We start from the raw sequence: 18,624 nt of genomic DNA on the forward strand, positions 1-18,624 counted from the left end.
CAATCATACTGCAAATTTAAGTATTTATTAAGCTGAATAATTATTAAGTATCTAATTCTAATCCTGCCATAATGTATTTTTATTAAATTTGTTGGATGTACAGTAATTACAACCGCAACAATCTCATTGAAGGAGAAGACTATTACTTCGCAAAAGAAGGTTATAAAATCTTTACTGAAAAATATCTTTTAAAAAGAGGTTATTGCTGCAAAAACGGCTGTAAACACTGTCCTTATGGATTTAATAAAAAAACGGGAAATACAAAGTAAAAAATACTCTGATGACATTTAAAGAAGAAATACAACAAGGGATTCCACAAGAATTGCCAGCTATTCAGGCATACGATATAACTATTAATCATGCTCCGAAAAGAAAAGAAATTCTAAATGAAGAAGAGAAAAAATTAGCCCTGAAAAATGCTCTTCGTTATTTTGATGCTAAACACCATACAACTCTGATTCCAGAATTCAGGGAAGAACTGGAAAAATACGGTCGTATATACATGTACCGTCTTCGTCCAACCTACAAAATGTATGCAAGACCGATTGAAGAATATCCGGGCAAATCTTTGCAAGCGAGATCCATCATGATGATGATTCAGAACAATTTGGACTATGCCGTTGCTCAGCATCCGCATGAGCTTATCACTTATGGAGGAAACGGAGCGGTATTCAGCAACTGGGCACAATACTTACTTACCATGAAATATCTTTCAGAAATGACAGATGAACAAACCTTGGTTATGTATTCCGGACATCCAATGGGATTATTTCCTTCTCATAAAAATGCACCAAGAGTGGTCGTGACCAACGGAATGATGATTCCTAATTACTCCAAACCAGATGATTGGGAAAAATTCAATGCTTTGGGTGTTACGCAATACGGACAAATGACTGCCGGCAGTTATATGTATATTGGTCCTCAGGGAATTGTACATGGCACTACAATCACTGTATTAAATGGGTTTAGAAAAATTAATAAGAATCCCAAAGGAGGCCTTTTTGTTACTTCGGGATTAGGCGGAATGAGTGGAGCACAGCCAAAAGCAGGAACAATTGCCGGATGTATAACGGTTTGTGCAGAAGTAAATCCTAAAATAACAAAAATTCGCCATGAGCAAGGCTGGATTCATGAAGTTATCGAAAACCTGAGTGATCTGGTAGAGCGAGTTAAAACAGCACAAAAAAAGCAAGAAACTATTTCTATTGCTTATCTCGGAAACATTGTGGATGTATGGGAAAAATTTGATGAAGAAAACCTTTATATTGATTTGGGATCAGACCAAACTTCACTTCACAACCCTTGGGCAGGTGGATATTACCCTGTAGGCATTTCTTTTGAAGAAGCCAATGAAATGATGGCAAATAATCCGGAACTCTTCAAAGAAAAAGTTCAGGAAACATTAAGAAGACATGCCTTGGCTATAAATAAACATACCGCTAAAGGAACCTACTTTTTTGATTACGGAAATGCTTTTCTACTGGAAGCATCAAGAGCCGGAGCAGATGTAATGGCTGAAAATGGCATCGATTTCAGGTACCCTTCCTATGTACAGGATATTATGGGACCTATGTGTTTTGATTATGGATTTGGACCTTTCCGCTGGGTTTGTGCATCAGGAAAACCAGAAGATCTTGAAAAAACAGATACCATTGCATGTGCTGTTTTAGAAGAGATGATCAACAATTCTCCAGAAGAGATTCAACAGCAAATGAAAGACAATATCCAATGGATAAAAGGGGCACAGCAAAACAAATTGGTAGTAGGCTCACAGGCACGTATTCTCTACGCTGATGCAGAAGGAAGAACAAAAATAGCACAGGCCTTTAACAATGCTATCCGGGATGGAAAAATTGGCCCGGTAGTATTAGGACGTGATCATCATGATGTATCCGGTACCGATTCTCCTTACAGAGAAACCTCAAATATCTATGATGGATCCCGATTTACAGCCGATATGGCCATTCACAATGTCATAGGAGACAGTTTCAGGGGTGCAACCTGGGTTTCTATTCACAATGGTGGTGGTGTAGGCTGGGGAGAAGTAATCAACGGCGGATTCGGAATGTTGTTAGACGGTACTGAAGAAGCACAAAAACGATTAAAATCAATGTTGTTCTGGGATGTTAATAATGGAATTTCAAGACGCAGCTGGGCAAGAAATGATGGTGCGATTTTTGCAATACAAAGAGCAATGGAAGCAGAACCACTGTTGAAGGTTACCTTACCAAATTTTGTAGATAAAAACCTCTTAAACTAAAATATCATGAAAACAATTCGTCTTATACCCTTATTAGCCTTGCTTATATTGGGATCATGCAGCAGTATTTCTGTTGCTACAGATTATGATAGCACTGTCAACTTTGCTCAGTTTAAAACGTATGCTTTCTTAAAGGAAGGAATTGATGATTTAAAAATATCCGATCTGGATAAAAAACGTATCTTAAATGCTATCGATCAGGAAATGACAGCAAAAGGATATACGAAAAGTGATCATCCGGATTTAGTAATCAACCTCTTTACAGATTCCAAACAAAATGTTCATGTAAACTCCTTTTATGGTGGATGGGGTTACGGTGGCTGGGGATGGAATCCATGGATGTGGGGACCGGGTTATCAAAGTGTATCTACCTGTACCGAAGGAATTCTATATATAGACATTTTAAAAGCTTCAAACAGAGAGCTTATATGGCAAGGTAAAGGTACAGGTTACCTCAACAATAACAGTAAAAAGAGAGAGGAGAGAATTAAAGAATTTACGAAAAAAGTTTTAGCAGATTTCCCTCAGAAAATCTAAAAAATTATTTAATTTGCAATTAATAAAATAAAATTTAATATTATGAAAAGAACAGTTTTGACAATCATTGCTGCAGGTGGATTATTATTTACTTCTTGTAAAAAAGATACCCCTACTGAAAATTTAGACAACAAATTAGATTCAATTGAAAATGCTACAGAAGACACTTTAAACAAAGTAGAAGAGCATGCAGAAGAATCATTGGAAACAATTGAAGCAAGAGTAGCTGAAGCGCAAAAAGCATATGACAATGCAACTACAGAAGAAGCAAAAAAGGCAGCATTAGGTGTATTAAACGCTGCAAAAGCTGATTTAGCAAACATCAAAGGAGAAGCAATCTCAACCGCTGAAGAAGTTAAAAAAGAGGCAACAAGCGCAGCTAATAAAGCAGCTTCTGATGCTAAAAACACTGTAAATAAAGCAGAGAAGAAAGCTACGGAAACTAAAAAGGCTGTTGAAATAAGCACTAAGGAAACAAAAGAAGCTGTCAAAAACGCCACTGAACAAGCTAAAAACGATGTTGATATTAAGAAAGCAAAGGTTGATAAAACACCTGTAAAATTGGAAAACCAAATAAAGAAAAATAATTAAATTTCTTTTTAAAGTAACTAAATTAAAAAAGGAGGTATTCAAATCGAATACCTCCTTTTTTTATAAGGAATTAAACTAATTACTTAGCAAGTTGAACTTTTAAATTTTTGATCTCATTAACTGATTTCAAATTTTTAGGCGCAGCCATTCTATAGTTTACTTTAGATCCTTTAGCAGCAGCATCTAATAATGGTCTAACACTAATTCCTAAAAACTCTCCATTAAATTGGTGAGAAATTAAAGCTGATTCTCCAACACCAAAAACTGATGCATTATTTGTAGTCATTTCAGATTCAGTATAAACAAATGAATTAAATGTTATACCCGCTGCATTAACACCAGTCAAATCTAATGGTTCTAAATCTAACTCAGCATAAATTCCTAAAGGAGTAATATCTTCCACTTCATTTGGAAATAAGATTGTAAAACCTTCACCTGATTGCTCTACTGGCATAGTGAAAGTAAACTGATAATAATGAGGTGCAGTTGCAACATCTTCTGTATTATATGCTACTCCAATCCAATAAGAAACATATTCCGGAGCATCTACAGTTCCCGCATTTACAACTAAAGGTGATCCAGCATCATTTCCGTGTAACAAGAAATATTGATTATCCAATTGATATTCAGAACCATCATATGTAAATTTACCAGAAGCTCCTGGAGTTGGAGTATCAGTTGATGGATTATCAGTTGTTGGTGTGTCTGTTGTTGGTGTATCAGTTGTTGGTTTTACCGGAGAACTATCATCACCACCACAAGAAACCGTTCCTACTGCAACTAAAGCTAAAGCTGCAAAAGATAAAAAAATTTTTTTCATAATAGATTTATATTATTTTATTGTTAAATATGAACGCTAATTTACAACTAAATTTGAAACATCCAAATTTTTAAAAACATTTTTAGTCAATTTAACTTTCAATAACTATAAATAAAAGGTTAAAAATTTACTCATTTCAAAGGTTTTGGCTATTTTTGAATTAAGATTAAAAAATCAATATTATTTTCATGGACACTCATTTTGAAAGCAATCCTTTACTGGAAAAATTACCCAATCATCTCAGACAATTCATCAAAGCACAAGACTATGATGAATATACCCCTATCAATCAGGCGGTATGGAGATATGTGATGCGTAAAAATGTAGATTATCTTTCGCGTGTAGCTCATGAATCTTATTTGGAAGGTCTTAAAAAAACCGGAATATCAGTAGAAAATATTCCAAGCATGTACGGTATGAACCGTATTTTAAAAGAGATTGGCTGGGCAGCTGTTGCGGTGGATGGTTTTATACCTCCGAATGCTTTTATGGAATTTCAGGCATATAATGTACTGGTTATCGCTTCAGATATTCGACAGCTTGAAAATATTGAATATACTCCCGCTCCGGATATTATCCATGAAGGTGCCGGACATGCTCCAATCATCGCCAACCCGGAATATGCAGAATATTTAAGACGCTTTGGCGAAATAGGTTCAAAAGCCATTTCATCTGCAAAGGATTATGAAATGTATGAAGCCATCCGTTTGTTATCTATTTTAAAAGAGGCTGAAGACGCAGACCCGAATGAGATTGACCGTGTAGAAAAATTGGTAGATGACCTTCAAAACAATATGGGAGCGCTATCTGAAATGGCTCAGATACGCAATCTGCATTGGTGGACTGTTGAATACGGACTTATTGGCTCACTTGATAACCCAAAAATTTATGGCGCCGGACTTCTTTCTTCTATCGGAGAAAGTGAATGGTGTATGACAGATCAGGTTAAAAAATTACCTTACAGTATTGAAGCTGTAGACCAGAGTTTTGATATCACTAAACCACAACCGCAATTATATGTAACACCAGACTTTGCACACCTCAATCTTGTATTAGAAGAATTTGCTAATAAAATGGCGCTGCGTACAGGAGGATTAACGGGAATAAAAAAGGTTATTGAATCAAAAGCTCTTGCTACAATAGAGTTGAGTACAGGACTACAGATTTCTGGTGTATTTACCAATGTGATAGAAAATGAAGGAAAACCTGTATATGTTCAGACTACCGGAAAAACGGCTCTTTCATACAGAGAAAAAGAGTTAGTGGGCCACAGTACCGAATATCATGCAGAGGGCTTCGGAAGCCCGATTGGAAGATTGAGAGGCATCAATCTCGCAATTGAAGATATGAGTCCGAGAGATTTAAAAGCCTACAATATTTATGAAGGTGAAGTGGTGACTTTAGACTTTGAAGGTGGCATTACTGTAATGGGAGAAATCATAACAGGTTCCAGAAATCTACAAGGAGAAATTATCCTTATCAGCTTTAAAAACTGTACTGTAACACACGGTGATACCGTTTTATTTCAGCCGGAATGGGGTATTTATGATATGGCCGTTGGCAAAAAAGTGGTCTCCGCTTTTTCAGGACCTGCTGATGTACAGAGTTTTGATATGATTACTCATGTTCCCACTTCAAAAACCATAAAGGCAAAGAAGAATGAAGAAAGAGCTAATTTAGAAAAAATGTATCAACAGGTAAGAGATTATCGTGAAGGAAAAGAGACCTCTACCGATCTTAATGAAATATTAAATACTTTACAGGAACGTTATCCATCTGACTGGTTGCTTACCGTAGAGCTTACAGAAATAGCTGAAAGAGATCAGCTTTCTGATCTTAAAAACAGAGCCATCAACCATCTCGAGGATGTAAAACACAGAAGAACTGAAATAAAACATTTAATTGATTTTGGATTGGATCTGATATTAGACAAAGTAAAGCATTAAAAAAGCAGCCACAGGCTGCTTTTTTAATATTTATAACTGCAAAGGTTGCTCAAAGTCGGTTTGTTGTTTGATATCCATGTCCTGATATTGAAGTGTCCACCCCAACGAATTAGTCACTACTAAAAACTTAGATAATTCGCTTATCAAACGATTTTTGGCATTTGTTGTGATATTCGATTTCAAAACTTTTGTATAAAACTCTGCTTTTACTTTTTCGTTGATTTTATTATAATCCTCCCCTTTAAAAGTATTAAACCTGCTCTGCTCTACATCATATATTTTAATATCCGGATTAATCTTTATTTCTTCTTTCGGAATTGAAATAATCCTTACTACTTTATTCACTTCATCTATCTGATAGTCCAGCTTTGACAAATCATACATTACCTGTACATCAGCATTGACAACGACCACCGCTTTTTTGTCAAATGAAATAAGATTCATAAAATAAGACTGCTGATCTTTGTAAGTAAATACCTGTGATAATTTCGCTTCATTTACCACCAGCTTGCTCACATTTTTTAGCTGCTCCTGTATAATTTCTGTGTCGGGTTTTAAATCAATGGCTTCTTTTGATTTTGAGATGTACCAGCGGTCTAATCCTATACCTACCAAAAGCAATAGAATGATAAAAACCGTTGTTTTTAAAAATTTATTTTTCATCTTATCTAAAATTCATAAATGGATACTTTTCTAATAACTCGTCCAATTTTTGAGCCAAAGTTTCTAAAAACTGCTGGTGTTTTTCCGAATATGGATTAAAGGGACGGTGCGCAAGGCCTTTCTGAACCTCATTAACCTTTTTCATAAGTACAGCACTTTCAGAACTCACACAGCTTTCAATAAACGCATTCCAGATATACTCAACTGACAGTTCGTTTGGATGCAGCATATCAGCACTATAAAACCGATAATCTCTCAATTCATCCATCATCAGTTCATAAGACGGGAAGTAGTATTTTTTGTCTGATGGATTTTCTTCTAAAAATTGATGAAGAGCAGCAATAAGATGCGCTTTACTTCTTTGATTTTCTACAAATCCGTCTTTTATATGGCGTACTGGTGAAATGGTAAATAGTACCGTTATTTGTGGATTGATTTGTTGTAATACAGCAGAAATCTTGTTGAGATTTTCAACTATCTGCTCAACACTTACTATTTCTTTTGCAAAGTGTTTTTGTGGTACTTTATGACAATTTGCTACAACTTGTTGACTTTCGTTATTTCGGTATACCCAGGCGGTTCCTAATGTTAAAATAAGGTGTGTTGCTTCAGTAATATCTTTCCTAAATCCGTTGAGTTTTTTATTCAGGTTTGATACAATTTCTTCCTGACTCAACGCATCCAAATCAGAATGCGCATCATACGAACTCCATATTTCATCGTAAATAAAGACATCTTCTTCCGTAAAATGCTTTTCATCAATCAGAAATTGAAACAGTTTTTCGATCGCTAACGGATGAAACAAAATACCAAACGGATTTACAGAATTGATAAACTGAAAACGTTTAAATTTTTCTGCCATATGCACAGCAAAACACGAACCTACAGATACTATTTTAGAATCATACGTAATGGGATCATGTAATTTTGGAATGGTAAGTGTTGTTTGTAATTTCATCGTCTTATTTTAATCAAAAATACAAAAAGAAAACCTCAAACAATTGTTTGAGGTTTTCTAAACGTTAAATCTTTTATTTTATAAATTCTTTTGCTTTCGCAATGGCTTCATTCATTCCTTCCGGTTTTTTACCTCCTGCTGTAGCAAAAAATGCTTGTCCGCCTCCACCACCTTGGATGTATTTCCCTAACTCCCGAACAACACTTCCTGCATTCATACCCTTTGACGCTGCCAACTCTTTTGATATATAACACGTAAGCATTGGTTTTCCATCTGTAACCGTACCAAATACAATAAATAAATTAGAAGAGGTGTTTCCGATTTCGTAAGCAAGATCTTTTGCACCAGTAGCATCTAAATCGATCTCCTGCGCCAAAAATTGTACACCATCCACTTCTTCAACCAAATTGATCAATTCAGCTTTCAACCCTTTAGCTTTTTCTTTTAAGAGTTGCTCTGCTTGCTTTTTCAATCGGATGTTTTCTTCCTGAAGCGACAAAACAGCTTTTAAAGTATCCTGAGGATTTTTTAAAAGTTCTTTTATTTCATTCAATGTCTTTTCCTGCTTATCAAAGTGATTCTTTACAGCATCACCTGTTATCGCCTCTATACGTCTGATACCAGCCGCAACTGCGCTTTCAGATATGATTTTAAAAGACCATATATCGGCTGTATTCATGACATGAATTCCTCCGCAAAGTTCCATACTATCACCAAATTTTATCGCCCGAACATTATCTCCGTATTTTTCTCCAAACAACGCCATTGCGCCTTCTTCAATTGCCTGCTGAAACGGAATACTTCTACGCTCAACCAATGGTAATTGCTCCTGAATACGTGCATTTACAAAGTCTTCTACTTTCTGTAATTCCTCATCAGTAACTTTTGCGAAATGAGAAAAGTCAAAACGCAAATAATCAGGTGCCACCAAAGATCCTTTTTGTTCCACATGTGTTCCTAAAACACTGCGCAATGCCTGATGCAGTAAGTGAGTAGCCGAGTGATTTCTTGAAGTACTTGTTCTCAAGCTTGTATTTACCTTAGCAATGAAAGTGGTTTCCAAATTTTCAGGCAGTTGTTTGGTAAAGTGGAGAATCAGATTATTTTCCTTTTTTGTATCAATGATATCAATTACTTCATTTGCTGACACCAAAGTTCCTTTATCACCAACCTGCCCCCCTCCTTCCGGATAAAATGGTGTATGATCTAAAACAATCTGGTATAATGTTCCGTCTTTCTTGGATTCTATTTTACGTACTCTCGTTATTTTAACCTCATTTGTAACATGATCATATCCTTCAAATGTTTCTACATTTCCGGGAATCAATATTTTCCAGTCATCTTTTGATATTTCTGATGCAGCACGCGATCTTGCTTTCTGAGCCTGCATTGCAGCCTCAAAACCTGCTTCATCCAAAAGATATCCTTTTTCGCGTAAAATCAATGCTGTTAAGTCAATTGGAAAACCAAAGGTATCATATAATTCAAATGCTTTACCTCCGTCTATCGTGTCAGATGATGTATCAGCAATTACCTGATCCAGCAAGTGCAATCCTTGTTCTAACGTACGTAAAAAAGAGGCTTCTTCTTCTCTGATCACATTCATTACTAATTCTTTCTGCGTTCTGATTTCAGGAAAGAAATCGCCCATCTGAGCCGATAAAATTTCTACCAACTCATAAATGAAAGGCTCTTTTTTATTCAAAAAAGTAAAAGCATAACGGATAGCACGACGTAGGATTCTGCGAATGACATATCCAGCACCGCCATTGGACGGTAATTGACCGTCAGCAATAGCAAAAGCTACCGCACGCACGTGATCCGAAATAACACGTATAGCTATATTTATTTTTTCTTCTTCTTCACTACCCGCTATTTTTGTATAAGTGGCTCCGGTAAGTTGTGCTACTTTGCTAATTAGTGGTGTGAAAACATCTGTATCATAGTTTGACTGTACTCCCTGTAATACCATACAAAGTCTTTCAAAGCCCATACCAGTATCTACGTGCTGAGCAGGTAATTTTTCCAAGGAACCATCTGCTTTACGGTTGAACTCCATAAATACGTTGTTCCAGATCTCCACTACCTGAGGGTGATCCTGATTTACAAGCTCTCGTCCCGATTGTTTTGCTTTTTCATCAGCAGAACGAATATCTACATGTATTTCCGAACACGGACCACATGGTCCCTGATCTCCCATTTCCCAGAAATTATCTTTTTTATTTCCTAAAAGAATACGGTCTTCAGCTATTAGTGATTTCCATATGTCATATGCTTCCTGATCAAAAGGTACATTTTCTTCTTTTGACCCTTCAAAAACAGTTACATAAAGAATATCTTTTGGTATTTTATATACTTCCGTCAGCAATTCCCAAGCCCAGTGGATGGCTTCTTTCTTGAAATAATCTCCAAAAGACCAGTTCCCAAGCATTTCAAACATCGTATGGTGATAAGTATCAATACCTACTTCTTCTAAATCATTATGCTTTCCTGAAACCCGTAAGCATTTTTGAGTATCGGCTATTCTCTTGCTTTTCGGCGTTCCGTTTCCTAAGAAGAACTCTTTGAACTGAGCCATTCCGGAATTATTAAACATTAACGTAGGATCGTCTTTTAAAACAATGGGAGCCGAAGGAACGATAAGATGTCCTTTGCTTTCAAAAAAATCAAGAAATTGTTTTCTGATGTCTTGTGATTTCATTCTCTGTCTTTTGTTACTTAAAATAAAGTGATTTTCAACCTATGTGCTGAAAACAACTCACAAAAATACATATTTTTTAGTTCTCATTTCATATTAAACTCACTGTGTGTAACTTTTTAGAGTTTTCATGACTTATTCTCAAAATTTAGTATATTAGCATAGTGCAAAATATGGTTCGGATGCAAATTGATTTACCTGAAAAAAGATATTATAGTATTGGAGAGCTGGCCAAAGCCTTTTCTGTCAACACCTCACTTATTCGTTTTTGGGAAAAAGAATTTATCATACTGAAACCTAAAAAAAATGCGAAGGGTAACCGGATGTTCACTCCGGAAGATTTAAAAAATCTTAAATTAATTTATCATCTGGTAAAAGAAAAAGGATTTACTCTGGACGGCGCAAAAGAATATTTAAAAAACAATCAGAAAAAATCGCTTGATACCTTTGAAATCATTTCAAAATTAGAAGCTGTAAAACAACAATTATTAAACATTAAAAACGAATTCTAAATTACATTTACTATGAAAAAGGCACTTCCAATTATTATTATTTTAGTTGTGCTTATCGGTGGATATTTTCTCCTTTCGATGAGTTACCAGAACAGCGCATTGGGTTTCAAACAAACCGTTGACAAATCATGGGCTGATGTTGAAGGGGCATACCAAAGACGTAATGACCTTATAGGAAATCTTGTAAACACTGTAAAGGGTGCCGCTGATTTTGAAAAATCTACTTTAGAAGCGGTTGTAAACGCACGTGCAAAAGCTACTCAAACGACTATTGACCCTACGAACATAACTCCTGAGCAACTGGAGCAATTCAATCAGGCACAATCAGGTGTTTCAAGTGCCTTATCAAGATTACTTGTTACAGTAGAAAGATATCCTGATTTAAAAACGAATCAGAATTTTCTAAAACTACAGGATGAATTGGCAAGTACTGAAAATCAGATTTTAACTGCCAGAACCCGATTCAATGCCGCTGTAGAAAGCTATAACGGATATGTATTGAAAATGCCTAACAAATTTTTCCTGAGCGGCTATCCTGAAAGACCTTATTTCAAATCGGAAGCAGGTGCAGAAAAAGCGCCTGAAGTTGAATTTAAATTTTAAGAAATGTCTTTAACAGAAGAATTTTTATCTGCTGCTGAGGAAAAAGAAATTATAGATGCGATTATTAAAGCAGAGAGCAAAACTTCCGGAGAAATACGCGTTCATATAGAAGAACATAGTGATTTAGAAGTTTTGAAACGCGCATCAGAAGTTTTTTTTGAATTGGAAATGAATCTAACAAACGCCCGCAACGGCGTTTTGTTTTATATCGGAGTTTCTGATCACAGTTTTGCCATCATAGGCGATGAAGGAATCAATAACGTTGTTCCTGCTGATTTTTGGGAATGCACCAAAGATACCGTTATCAGCCATTTTAAAAACCGACAGTTCAAGGAAGGTCTTATAGCAGGTATCCTCAGAGCGGGTGAACAATTAAAACAATATTTCCCTTATCTTGAAGGAGATAAGGACGAATTACCAAACGAAATATCACGAGGATAATGAATGTATTAAATAAAATAATTGTACTGTTTTCTCTTTTTATTTCCTTTACTGCATTAGCTCAGTTTGACATTCCTAAAAAACCTGAAAAAGCTTCTGAGCAAACAAGTGTATATGACTATGCTGATTTGCTAAGCTCGCAACAAAAACAGGATTTGGAAAGAAAGCTGATCAATTATGCAGACACCACTTCAACTCAGATTGTGATTGCTATTATTCCCAGTCTCAAAGGAGAATATGAGGGAATGCTTGCTCCGAAATGGGCACAGGAATGGGGTATCGGACAAAAAGGCAAAGACAACGGGGTTTTTATTCTTTTGGCAACAAAAGAAAGAAAAATATGGATTGCTCCGGGCTATGGTTTAGAACATATATTAACTGCAGGAATTAATGGAGAGATTGTCCGAAATAGTATTCTCCCTGAATTCAGAAAAGGAGATTATTATTCGGGATTAGATAAAGGAACCGATCAGCTCATGCAGCTATTTTCAGGCACCTATAAAGGCAAAAGAACGGAAAACAACGAAGAAGGCATTCCGGCTATTTTCATTATAATTGGTGTCCTTGTATTGGTTATCATAATAAGTAAATTTGGGGGTAAAAACGGAAATAATAAAGGCAACCGACGTTTTTCCGGTCCTGACCTTGGAGATATCATCATTTTAAGCAGAATGGGTCGCGGTGGCGGTGGTTTTGGTGGTGGTTTCGGAAGAGGCGGCGGTGGTGGCTTCGGTGGTGGCTTCGGTGGTGGTGGCTTCTCAGGAGGTGGAGCCGGTGGAAGCTGGTAACAATAAAAAAAGCAGGCTAAGCCTGCTTTTTTTATTCTTCTTCTTCTATATCCCATTCATTTTTCTTTTTTCCTCCGAATTTTTCTAATTTATATGTCAGAGAAAACATGACATACTGTTTAAGAATAGTATTTTGTACATCGGCAATGCTTGTAGGCGATACCGTACGCGTTACATTCTGGTTCTGATTTAGAATATCATATACTTTCACCTTAGCAAGGAAACGGTCTTTATAGAAATTATATCCTGCACTAACATTCCATAAAATAAAATCTTTTTTAAAACCATCCGAAATATTAGAATTGTAGGTATAACTGATATCACTTCCAAATACTATATTTTTAGGCCAGTAAGATGTAGCCATAAAACTTAATGTATGGATAAAATTCTTTGCTTTATCAACCGTAAAGTTCGTATAATCAGTAGAGGTATGTGTATATTCATAAGAAGGTTTCAAGATAATCTTTTTATCATAATCCCAAGTAAAAGAGGCTCCCGGATTAAGGGTAGTTCCTTTTGAATCATACAACTCATTGTTCAGCATTCCTTTAGATTTGTTGGCATTTACCCGCCATTGAAAGAGAATAGCTCAGTTTATTTTTACCAATGTTGTACGACTTACTAAAATTTCCTCCAAAGTAGTAGTAGTAAGTATCTTTTACATTAATGTAGGTAGATGTCCCTTTATAATTTTCATCATAAACCGTTGCATTAGCAGCCGTTCTTTCATAATAATAAAGTCCCGAATAAAAATAATAACCTGATCGGGACTGGTAATCATAATTACTGAAATACAACGATGGATTATGAGTGATTTCCGGCAATAAATCTTTGTTTCCTTTTGTTGTAAACAGCGGATTAGAAAGGTCTTCATATTCCAGCAACTGATCCATCTGTGGGGTTCGTCCCCCATAATTATAACTTACATATATGTTGGAAGATTTACCGACAGTAATACTTGAGTTGATATATATTTTAGGCAAAATATCAAAACGATTGTTCAGATAGTTCTGAAAATTATAGGAGGAATTGATATCATAATTTACAAATTCTGTCCCGACATTTGTGTTGATGTAGAACTTTTCTCCTCTATACATATAACCAAAAGTTGGTGTTGTATGCTGAGCTGAAAGGCTATTGGCGAAAGACAATAATGAATTAAACTCTGTATAATCATTCGTTATTTGACTAAAATCTTTTGTCTGACGGTCTCTATATTCGTTATTCCATTTACTGGTAAGAGCAATATTAAAACTCTGTTTGGCAGTTATGGGTTCACGGTAACGCATACTGATTTCATATTCATCTTTATGACTATTTGTTTTTATCGTCTGGTTACGAATATCATTAGGAAGGTTGGTTTGGTAAAAAAATGTGGAAGCATCTTTCAGCTGATTAGTTTCATTTTTAGAATTATTGTTATTTAAGGTAAAACTGATGCTTCTTCCTTTTCGCTTTAACCGTCTCGAATACATGATTTCATTCTCAAAACTATAGGTATCAACATCTAAAATATCTTTGCTATCTGATTTATTGAGCATTTCACCCAACTCATTTACCGTTTCACTTTGTGCGATATTTCTACTGGTAGTAATACCTCTGCTTAATTTCGGGTTGATAATCAAGGTAGAAAGAGAGTCTATCTGCAACTCAAAATCATGAGAAAAAGTATGATTCCCTACTTTTGATTTCGTTTCTGACTGCGATGTTGTAACAAACTTATTATCCGGCAAAAGATTTTCTATACGTGATATATTCTTATTTTCATTGGTTACTTCGTTATACAAGTAACTGGTTTGTGATTTGATTTTTTTACCCCATGAGTCAGAATAATTTAAACCAATCAGATTCGTTTTAAAAATACCCTGTCCTCCACCAAAATTCATTCCATTTACGCTCATTGTTCCATCAGAACTTGATGAAAAATAGGTGTTTCTTCCTCCCGACATATTGTCAAAGATTTCATTTGTAGAAAAGCCCGTAGAGTTAATATTATTAGATGACGCCAACAAACTCACTTTCAGATCTTTATTAAAATAATTAAACAACAAAGAAGATTCATAACGATCATCAGAACCATAGCCAGCAATTGCTTTTCCGAACAATCCTTTATTTTTATCGTCATCAATCGTCAGATTAAGGGTTTTTGAGTCAGAAGTACTCGCTGATCCTGTAATTTTTTCCTCTTTGGTTTTATAATCTGTTACCTGTACCTTTTTTATGATATCAGCAGGGAGGTTTTCCGTGGCAACCTTTCCATCTTCATTAAAAAAGGGTTTTCCGTTAACGAGTACATTATTTACTTCTTTTCCGTTTACTTTTATTTTTCCCTGATCATCAACTTCAACACCCGGAAGTTGCTCTAAAAGCTCTTTTACAGTAGCATCTGGCCTTACTTTAAAAGAAGAAGCATTAAACTCCAGTGTATCCTGCTTAATACGGATAGGTGCTACATCAGCAGTAATTACCATCTCTTCCAACTGATTATCAATGCTTTTTAGTAAGAGTGTTTTTAAGTCGACATTCTCATTGATCGCATCAAATTTTTGAGTATAATCTTCATAACCAATACTTGATACAGAAACAAAAACAGGATAATCTATTTTTTTGACGGGTAGTGAAAATCCTCCTTTAGTATCACTGATAGTATAATCAATTAATGTTGAATCACGTTGTGCTGATAAATAAATAGTAGCAGATTCAATCGGCTTTTTATTTTCATCTGTTAATTTACCCGAAATGGTCAGCTTATTCTGTGCAAAAACATTTCCTACTATTACCAGATAGAAAAAAATAGTAAAAATTTTTCTCATTAGCATTAATATTAGTCTGTTATGCAAATAAAACGAAAATGCCTTGTATTTAGTATAAAATACCAAAAAATATTTATTTTTATAATAAATAATCTGTATCTAAAATTTTCAGTATTTAAAATACTGACATAAAAAAGCATCACATATGTGATGCTTTTTATTTTACATTCTGTTTCTCATACCTCCGGGTGGTCCCATATAGCGTCTTCCCCGATTTCTACTATCATCTTTACCAGTACCAAACTTATCAAATTTGTATGTTATAGAGAACATGACATATCTTTTCAAAACGGTGTTTTCCTGATCTGTAATACTTATGGGACTAATCATACGACTTGTACCTACATTCTGATTTAAAATATCATACACTTTTACTTTTGCGGTCAGCGCATCTTTCAAAAAAGAATATGCAAGACTGGTATTCCATAAAAAGAAATCTTTTTTAAATCCATCTGCAATATTGGAGTTATACGTATATCCGAAATCATTACCCCAAGTAACTTTTTCAGGCCAATAAGTAGTGGTTTGCAAATTCAGAGTATGGACTACATAATCTGTTTTATCTATCTGATAGTTTGAATAATTGTTGTTGTTATACGACATATTATAAGAAGGGGCAATTGACAACAAATCCCCGTAATCCCAATTAACATAAAATCTTGGCGTAAGAGTAAATGTTTTAGCCTCATAAAGTTCTGCATTGGTATACCCTTTAGAAAGTCCATAAGAACCAAACATTCCTATCCCATATCGAATGGTATGCTCATTGATTTTATATGATTTATTCCAGTTTCCAAATAAACTGATACTGTAGGCATCAGCAACATTTTCATAGGTTGTTGTCCGTTTTCTGTTTTCGTCAAAAACGGTAGATGAAACAATCTGAGAATCGTAATAGTTTCCTGATAAATTGACACTCCAACCCGTACGTTGTTGAAAATTATAGTTTCTAAAACCTAATGAAATAAAATGAGCTTTCTGCTGATCTAATTCGCTGTTTCCTATATAGGTATTTAAAGGATCATTGAATCTCTCATAAGGAAGTATCTGTATAGCTGATGGGTTAGATACATTATAATTATATCTGACACTAAATATTTTGCCTTTTTCTAAAGTATATCTAAAGCTGGAGCGAATATAAGGTGATACAAATTTTTCTTTTACATTATAGTCATTTCCAAGATACAATGCGTGTGCATTAAAGTTGGCAATATTAAGACCTGAATCAAAATTCAAATATATTTTTTCATTATTCAGATTAATTCCTGCAAAAGGAGTAGATGTAAGTATCTCTGAGTAAGTTTGATTAGACAATAATCCGTTAAAATCTGAATAACCACCCGTTCCTGCATCAAAATTATAAGTACTCAACACATCTGTCTGATTCTCGTAATTAAAGGTATATCCAAAGTCAAAAAGTAAATCTTTTAGAATAGGCTGGGTATATTTCAGAGTTGCATTATATTCATCACTTGTGCTTCTGGTAATGTTTTGTTGGTTTCTGATATCATCCGTATTAGTTCCTTGGTAAAAAACGGTTTCGGACTGAGTTGTTCCGATTCCTTCCGTTTTAGTATTTTCATTGTCCAGAACAAAGCTAAGATTTTTCCCATTTTCACCGAGGATCCTATTGAACTCAATAGCGTTCTTAAAAGTGAAATTATCTACATCTGTATGAGATTTTTCAGAACTTTCGTTAAATAACGTTCCGTCTTCATCCATTGATACAGCGGATGCTTTCGTATCATACCTATTGGAAGACTGCTGAATTGTAGGTCTTACAAAAATCTTGGTTTTCGGATTTAGCTTATACTCGAAACTAAAATTAGCATTATGATTAGTATTATCGTTGATTCGGGATGATTCGGATTCTGTAATAAAGTTTCCATCCGGTAACAGGTTTACCTGACGTGATCTGTTATTGTTTTCATTACGGGTATCATTTAGATAATAGCTTCCATTGACTTCTAAATCTTTAAAAAACTGATCACTATAGTTTACGCCAATCATATTGGTTCTGGTGATTCCTGTATTATTTCCAAATCCGAATCCTCCGCCGGAACGACCTCCGAAACTGAAAAACTGGCTTCTTCCTCCTCCCATATTATCAAAAATTTCGTCCATTGAGAATCCGGTAGAGTTGATGTTGTTCGAAGATGCCAATACACTTATTTTTCGGTTTCCTTTAAAATAATTGAGCAATCCGCTGCTCTCATATCGATCATCAGTCCCATAGCCTCCTGTTATTTTTCCCAATAAGCCCTGATTATTTTTTTCATCAATTGTAAGGTTAATACTGGCATATTCACTGGCTGCTTTTCTTTTTGCAAATTCTTCCGACTTGGTTTTCAAATCTGAAACCTGAATTTTTTTAATGATTTCTGCCGGTAAATTCTGCAAAGCTATGGTACCGTTGGTATCAAAAAAAGGCTTGCCATTTACGAGGATCTGGTTTACTTCTTGTCCATTTACGGTTATCTTTTTATCTGAATCAATTTCTACTCCAGGCAATTCTTTTAACAAAGCTTCTACATTAGCATCAGGTCTGACTTTAAAGGAAGCAGCATTGAATTCCAGTGTATCCTGTTTTACCCTGATTGGAGCATCCGTTACGACAACAAGTTCCGCCAGCTCTTCAGAAGAAGATTCACCCATTATAAGGGTTCCTAAGTCTTTCGATTCTGAAATTGTATCAAACTTTAAGGTTTTATCCTCATAGCCCAACAAAGAAAATGTCATAAATGATTTTTCAGTTGTAGGCTTTATTGTCATGGAAAAAAGTCCCTGTATGTCAGTTGTTGTATATTGCAACAGGGTAGAGTCTTTTGCCTTTGACAGATATACCGTTACAGACTCAACAGGTTTTTTGTTTGAATCGGTCAATTTTCCTTTTAGCTGAACATTTTGAGCAACTGAACACAAGGAAATAAATAACGAAAGGAGTAAAAGTATCTTTTTCATAGAAACAAAAATACGAAAGCGGCTTATGAATCA

The 18,624-nt window shown here is 35.2% G+C and carries 16 protein-coding genes; 9 read left to right on the forward strand and 7 right to left on the reverse strand.

Annotated features, from left to right (window positions below; all coding sequences use genetic code 11):
* Window positions 1-95 precede the first annotated feature (95 nt).
* The 4 genes from QW060_RS14320 to QW060_RS14335 are packed head-to-tail and all read left to right on the forward strand — an operon-like array spanning window position 96 to window position 3,388.
* Complete coding sequence (locus tag QW060_RS14320; protein ID WP_290364150.1) at window positions 96-269, forward strand: DUF5522 domain-containing protein; 174 nt, start codon at window positions 96-98, stop codon at window positions 267-269.
* Between the two features lie 11 nt (window positions 270-280).
* Window positions 281-2,260 carry a urocanate hydratase gene (locus tag QW060_RS14325; RefSeq protein ID WP_290364151.1) on the forward strand — a complete coding sequence of 660 codons (1,980 nt, stop codon included), beginning with the start codon at window positions 281-283 and terminating at the stop codon, window positions 2,258-2,260.
* A 6-nt stretch (window positions 2,261-2,266) separates the two neighbouring features.
* Window positions 2,267-2,797, forward strand: coding sequence for a DUF4136 domain-containing protein (locus tag QW060_RS14330; protein ID WP_290364152.1), 531 nt, complete (start codon window positions 2,267-2,269; stop codon window positions 2,795-2,797).
* 42 nt (window positions 2,798-2,839) lie between these two features.
* On the forward strand, window positions 2,840-3,388 hold the full coding sequence (locus QW060_RS14335) for a hypothetical protein (RefSeq protein WP_290364153.1): 549 nt from the start codon (window positions 2,840-2,842) through the stop codon (window positions 3,386-3,388).
* A gap of 79 nt (window positions 3,389-3,467) precedes the next feature.
* Here the strand turns inward: QW060_RS14335 and QW060_RS14340 are convergent, their stop codons facing one another.
* Window positions 3,468-4,208, reverse strand: coding sequence for a hypothetical protein (locus tag QW060_RS14340; RefSeq protein ID WP_290364154.1), 741 nt, complete (start codon window positions 4,206-4,208; stop codon window positions 3,468-3,470).
* 188 nt (window positions 4,209-4,396) lie between these two features.
* On the opposite strand from QW060_RS14340, the gene QW060_RS14345 reads away from it, so the two are divergent.
* Complete coding sequence (locus tag QW060_RS14345) at window positions 4,397-6,154, forward strand: aromatic amino acid hydroxylase (RefSeq protein WP_290364155.1); 1,758 nt, start codon at window positions 4,397-4,399, stop codon at window positions 6,152-6,154.
* A 30-nt stretch (window positions 6,155-6,184) separates the two neighbouring features.
* On the opposite strand, the gene QW060_RS14350 is transcribed toward QW060_RS14345, so the two are convergent.
* From QW060_RS14350 to alaS, 3 genes are all read right to left on the reverse strand, one after another.
* Window positions 6,185-6,817: a DUF4230 domain-containing protein gene (locus QW060_RS14350; RefSeq protein ID WP_290364156.1), complete on the reverse strand. Its 633-nt coding sequence runs from the start codon at window positions 6,815-6,817 to the stop codon at window positions 6,185-6,187.
* A gap of 1 nt (window position 6,818) precedes the next feature.
* Window positions 6,819-7,775 (reverse strand): GSCFA domain-containing protein, encoded by a 957-nt coding sequence (locus tag QW060_RS14355; RefSeq protein WP_290364157.1) that lies wholly within the window; start codon window positions 7,773-7,775, stop codon window positions 6,819-6,821.
* 73 nt (window positions 7,776-7,848) lie between these two features.
* The gene (gene alaS / locus QW060_RS14360; RefSeq protein ID WP_290364158.1) at window positions 7,849-10,476 is read right to left on the reverse strand and encodes an alanine--tRNA ligase; all 2,628 of its coding nucleotides are present in this window, start codon (window positions 10,474-10,476) and stop codon (window positions 7,849-7,851) included.
* 179 nt (window positions 10,477-10,655) lie between these two features.
* Here alaS and QW060_RS14365 point away from each other — a divergent pair, with 179 nt between their 5' ends.
* From QW060_RS14365 to QW060_RS14380, 4 genes are read left to right on the forward strand one after another with little or no spacing between them, the layout of a single operon-like run.
* Complete coding sequence (locus tag QW060_RS14365) at window positions 10,656-10,985, forward strand: MerR family transcriptional regulator (protein ID WP_290364774.1); 330 nt, start codon at window positions 10,656-10,658, stop codon at window positions 10,983-10,985.
* A 12-nt stretch (window positions 10,986-10,997) separates the two neighbouring features.
* Window positions 10,998-11,588 carry a LemA family protein gene (locus QW060_RS14370; protein ID WP_290364159.1) on the forward strand — a complete coding sequence of 197 codons (591 nt, stop codon included), beginning with the start codon at window positions 10,998-11,000 and terminating at the stop codon, window positions 11,586-11,588.
* Between the two features lie 3 nt (window positions 11,589-11,591).
* Window positions 11,592-12,029 (forward strand): TPM domain-containing protein, encoded by a 438-nt coding sequence (locus tag QW060_RS14375; RefSeq protein WP_290364160.1) that lies wholly within the window; start codon window positions 11,592-11,594, stop codon window positions 12,027-12,029.
* The gene (locus QW060_RS14380) at window positions 12,029-12,817 is read left to right on the forward strand and encodes a TPM domain-containing protein (protein WP_290364161.1); all 789 of its coding nucleotides are present in this window, start codon (window positions 12,029-12,031) and stop codon (window positions 12,815-12,817) included. The genes QW060_RS14375 and QW060_RS14380 overlap by 1 nt, the downstream gene beginning before the upstream one ends.
* Before the next feature lie 31 nt (window positions 12,818-12,848).
* Here QW060_RS14380 and QW060_RS14385 read toward each other — a convergent pair whose 3' ends face one another.
* The 3 genes from QW060_RS14385 to QW060_RS14395 form a co-directional block, all read right to left on the reverse strand.
* Window positions 12,849-13,361 (reverse strand): outer membrane beta-barrel protein, encoded by a 513-nt coding sequence (locus QW060_RS14385; protein WP_290364162.1) that lies wholly within the window; start codon window positions 13,359-13,361, stop codon window positions 12,849-12,851.
* A gap of 4 nt (window positions 13,362-13,365) precedes the next feature.
* A complete protein-coding gene (locus QW060_RS14390; protein ID WP_290364163.1) occupies window positions 13,366-15,630 on the reverse strand; it encodes an outer membrane beta-barrel protein in 2,265 nt (754 codons plus the stop codon).
* Window positions 15,631-15,792: 162 nt separating this feature from the next.
* Entirely contained in the window at window positions 15,793-18,591 is a 2,799-nt protein-coding gene (locus QW060_RS14395; protein WP_290364164.1) for an outer membrane beta-barrel protein, read from the reverse strand.
* Window positions 18,592-18,624: the final 33 nt, after the last annotated feature.

The sequence above is a fragment of the Paenimyroides ceti genome, assembly GCF_030409925.1.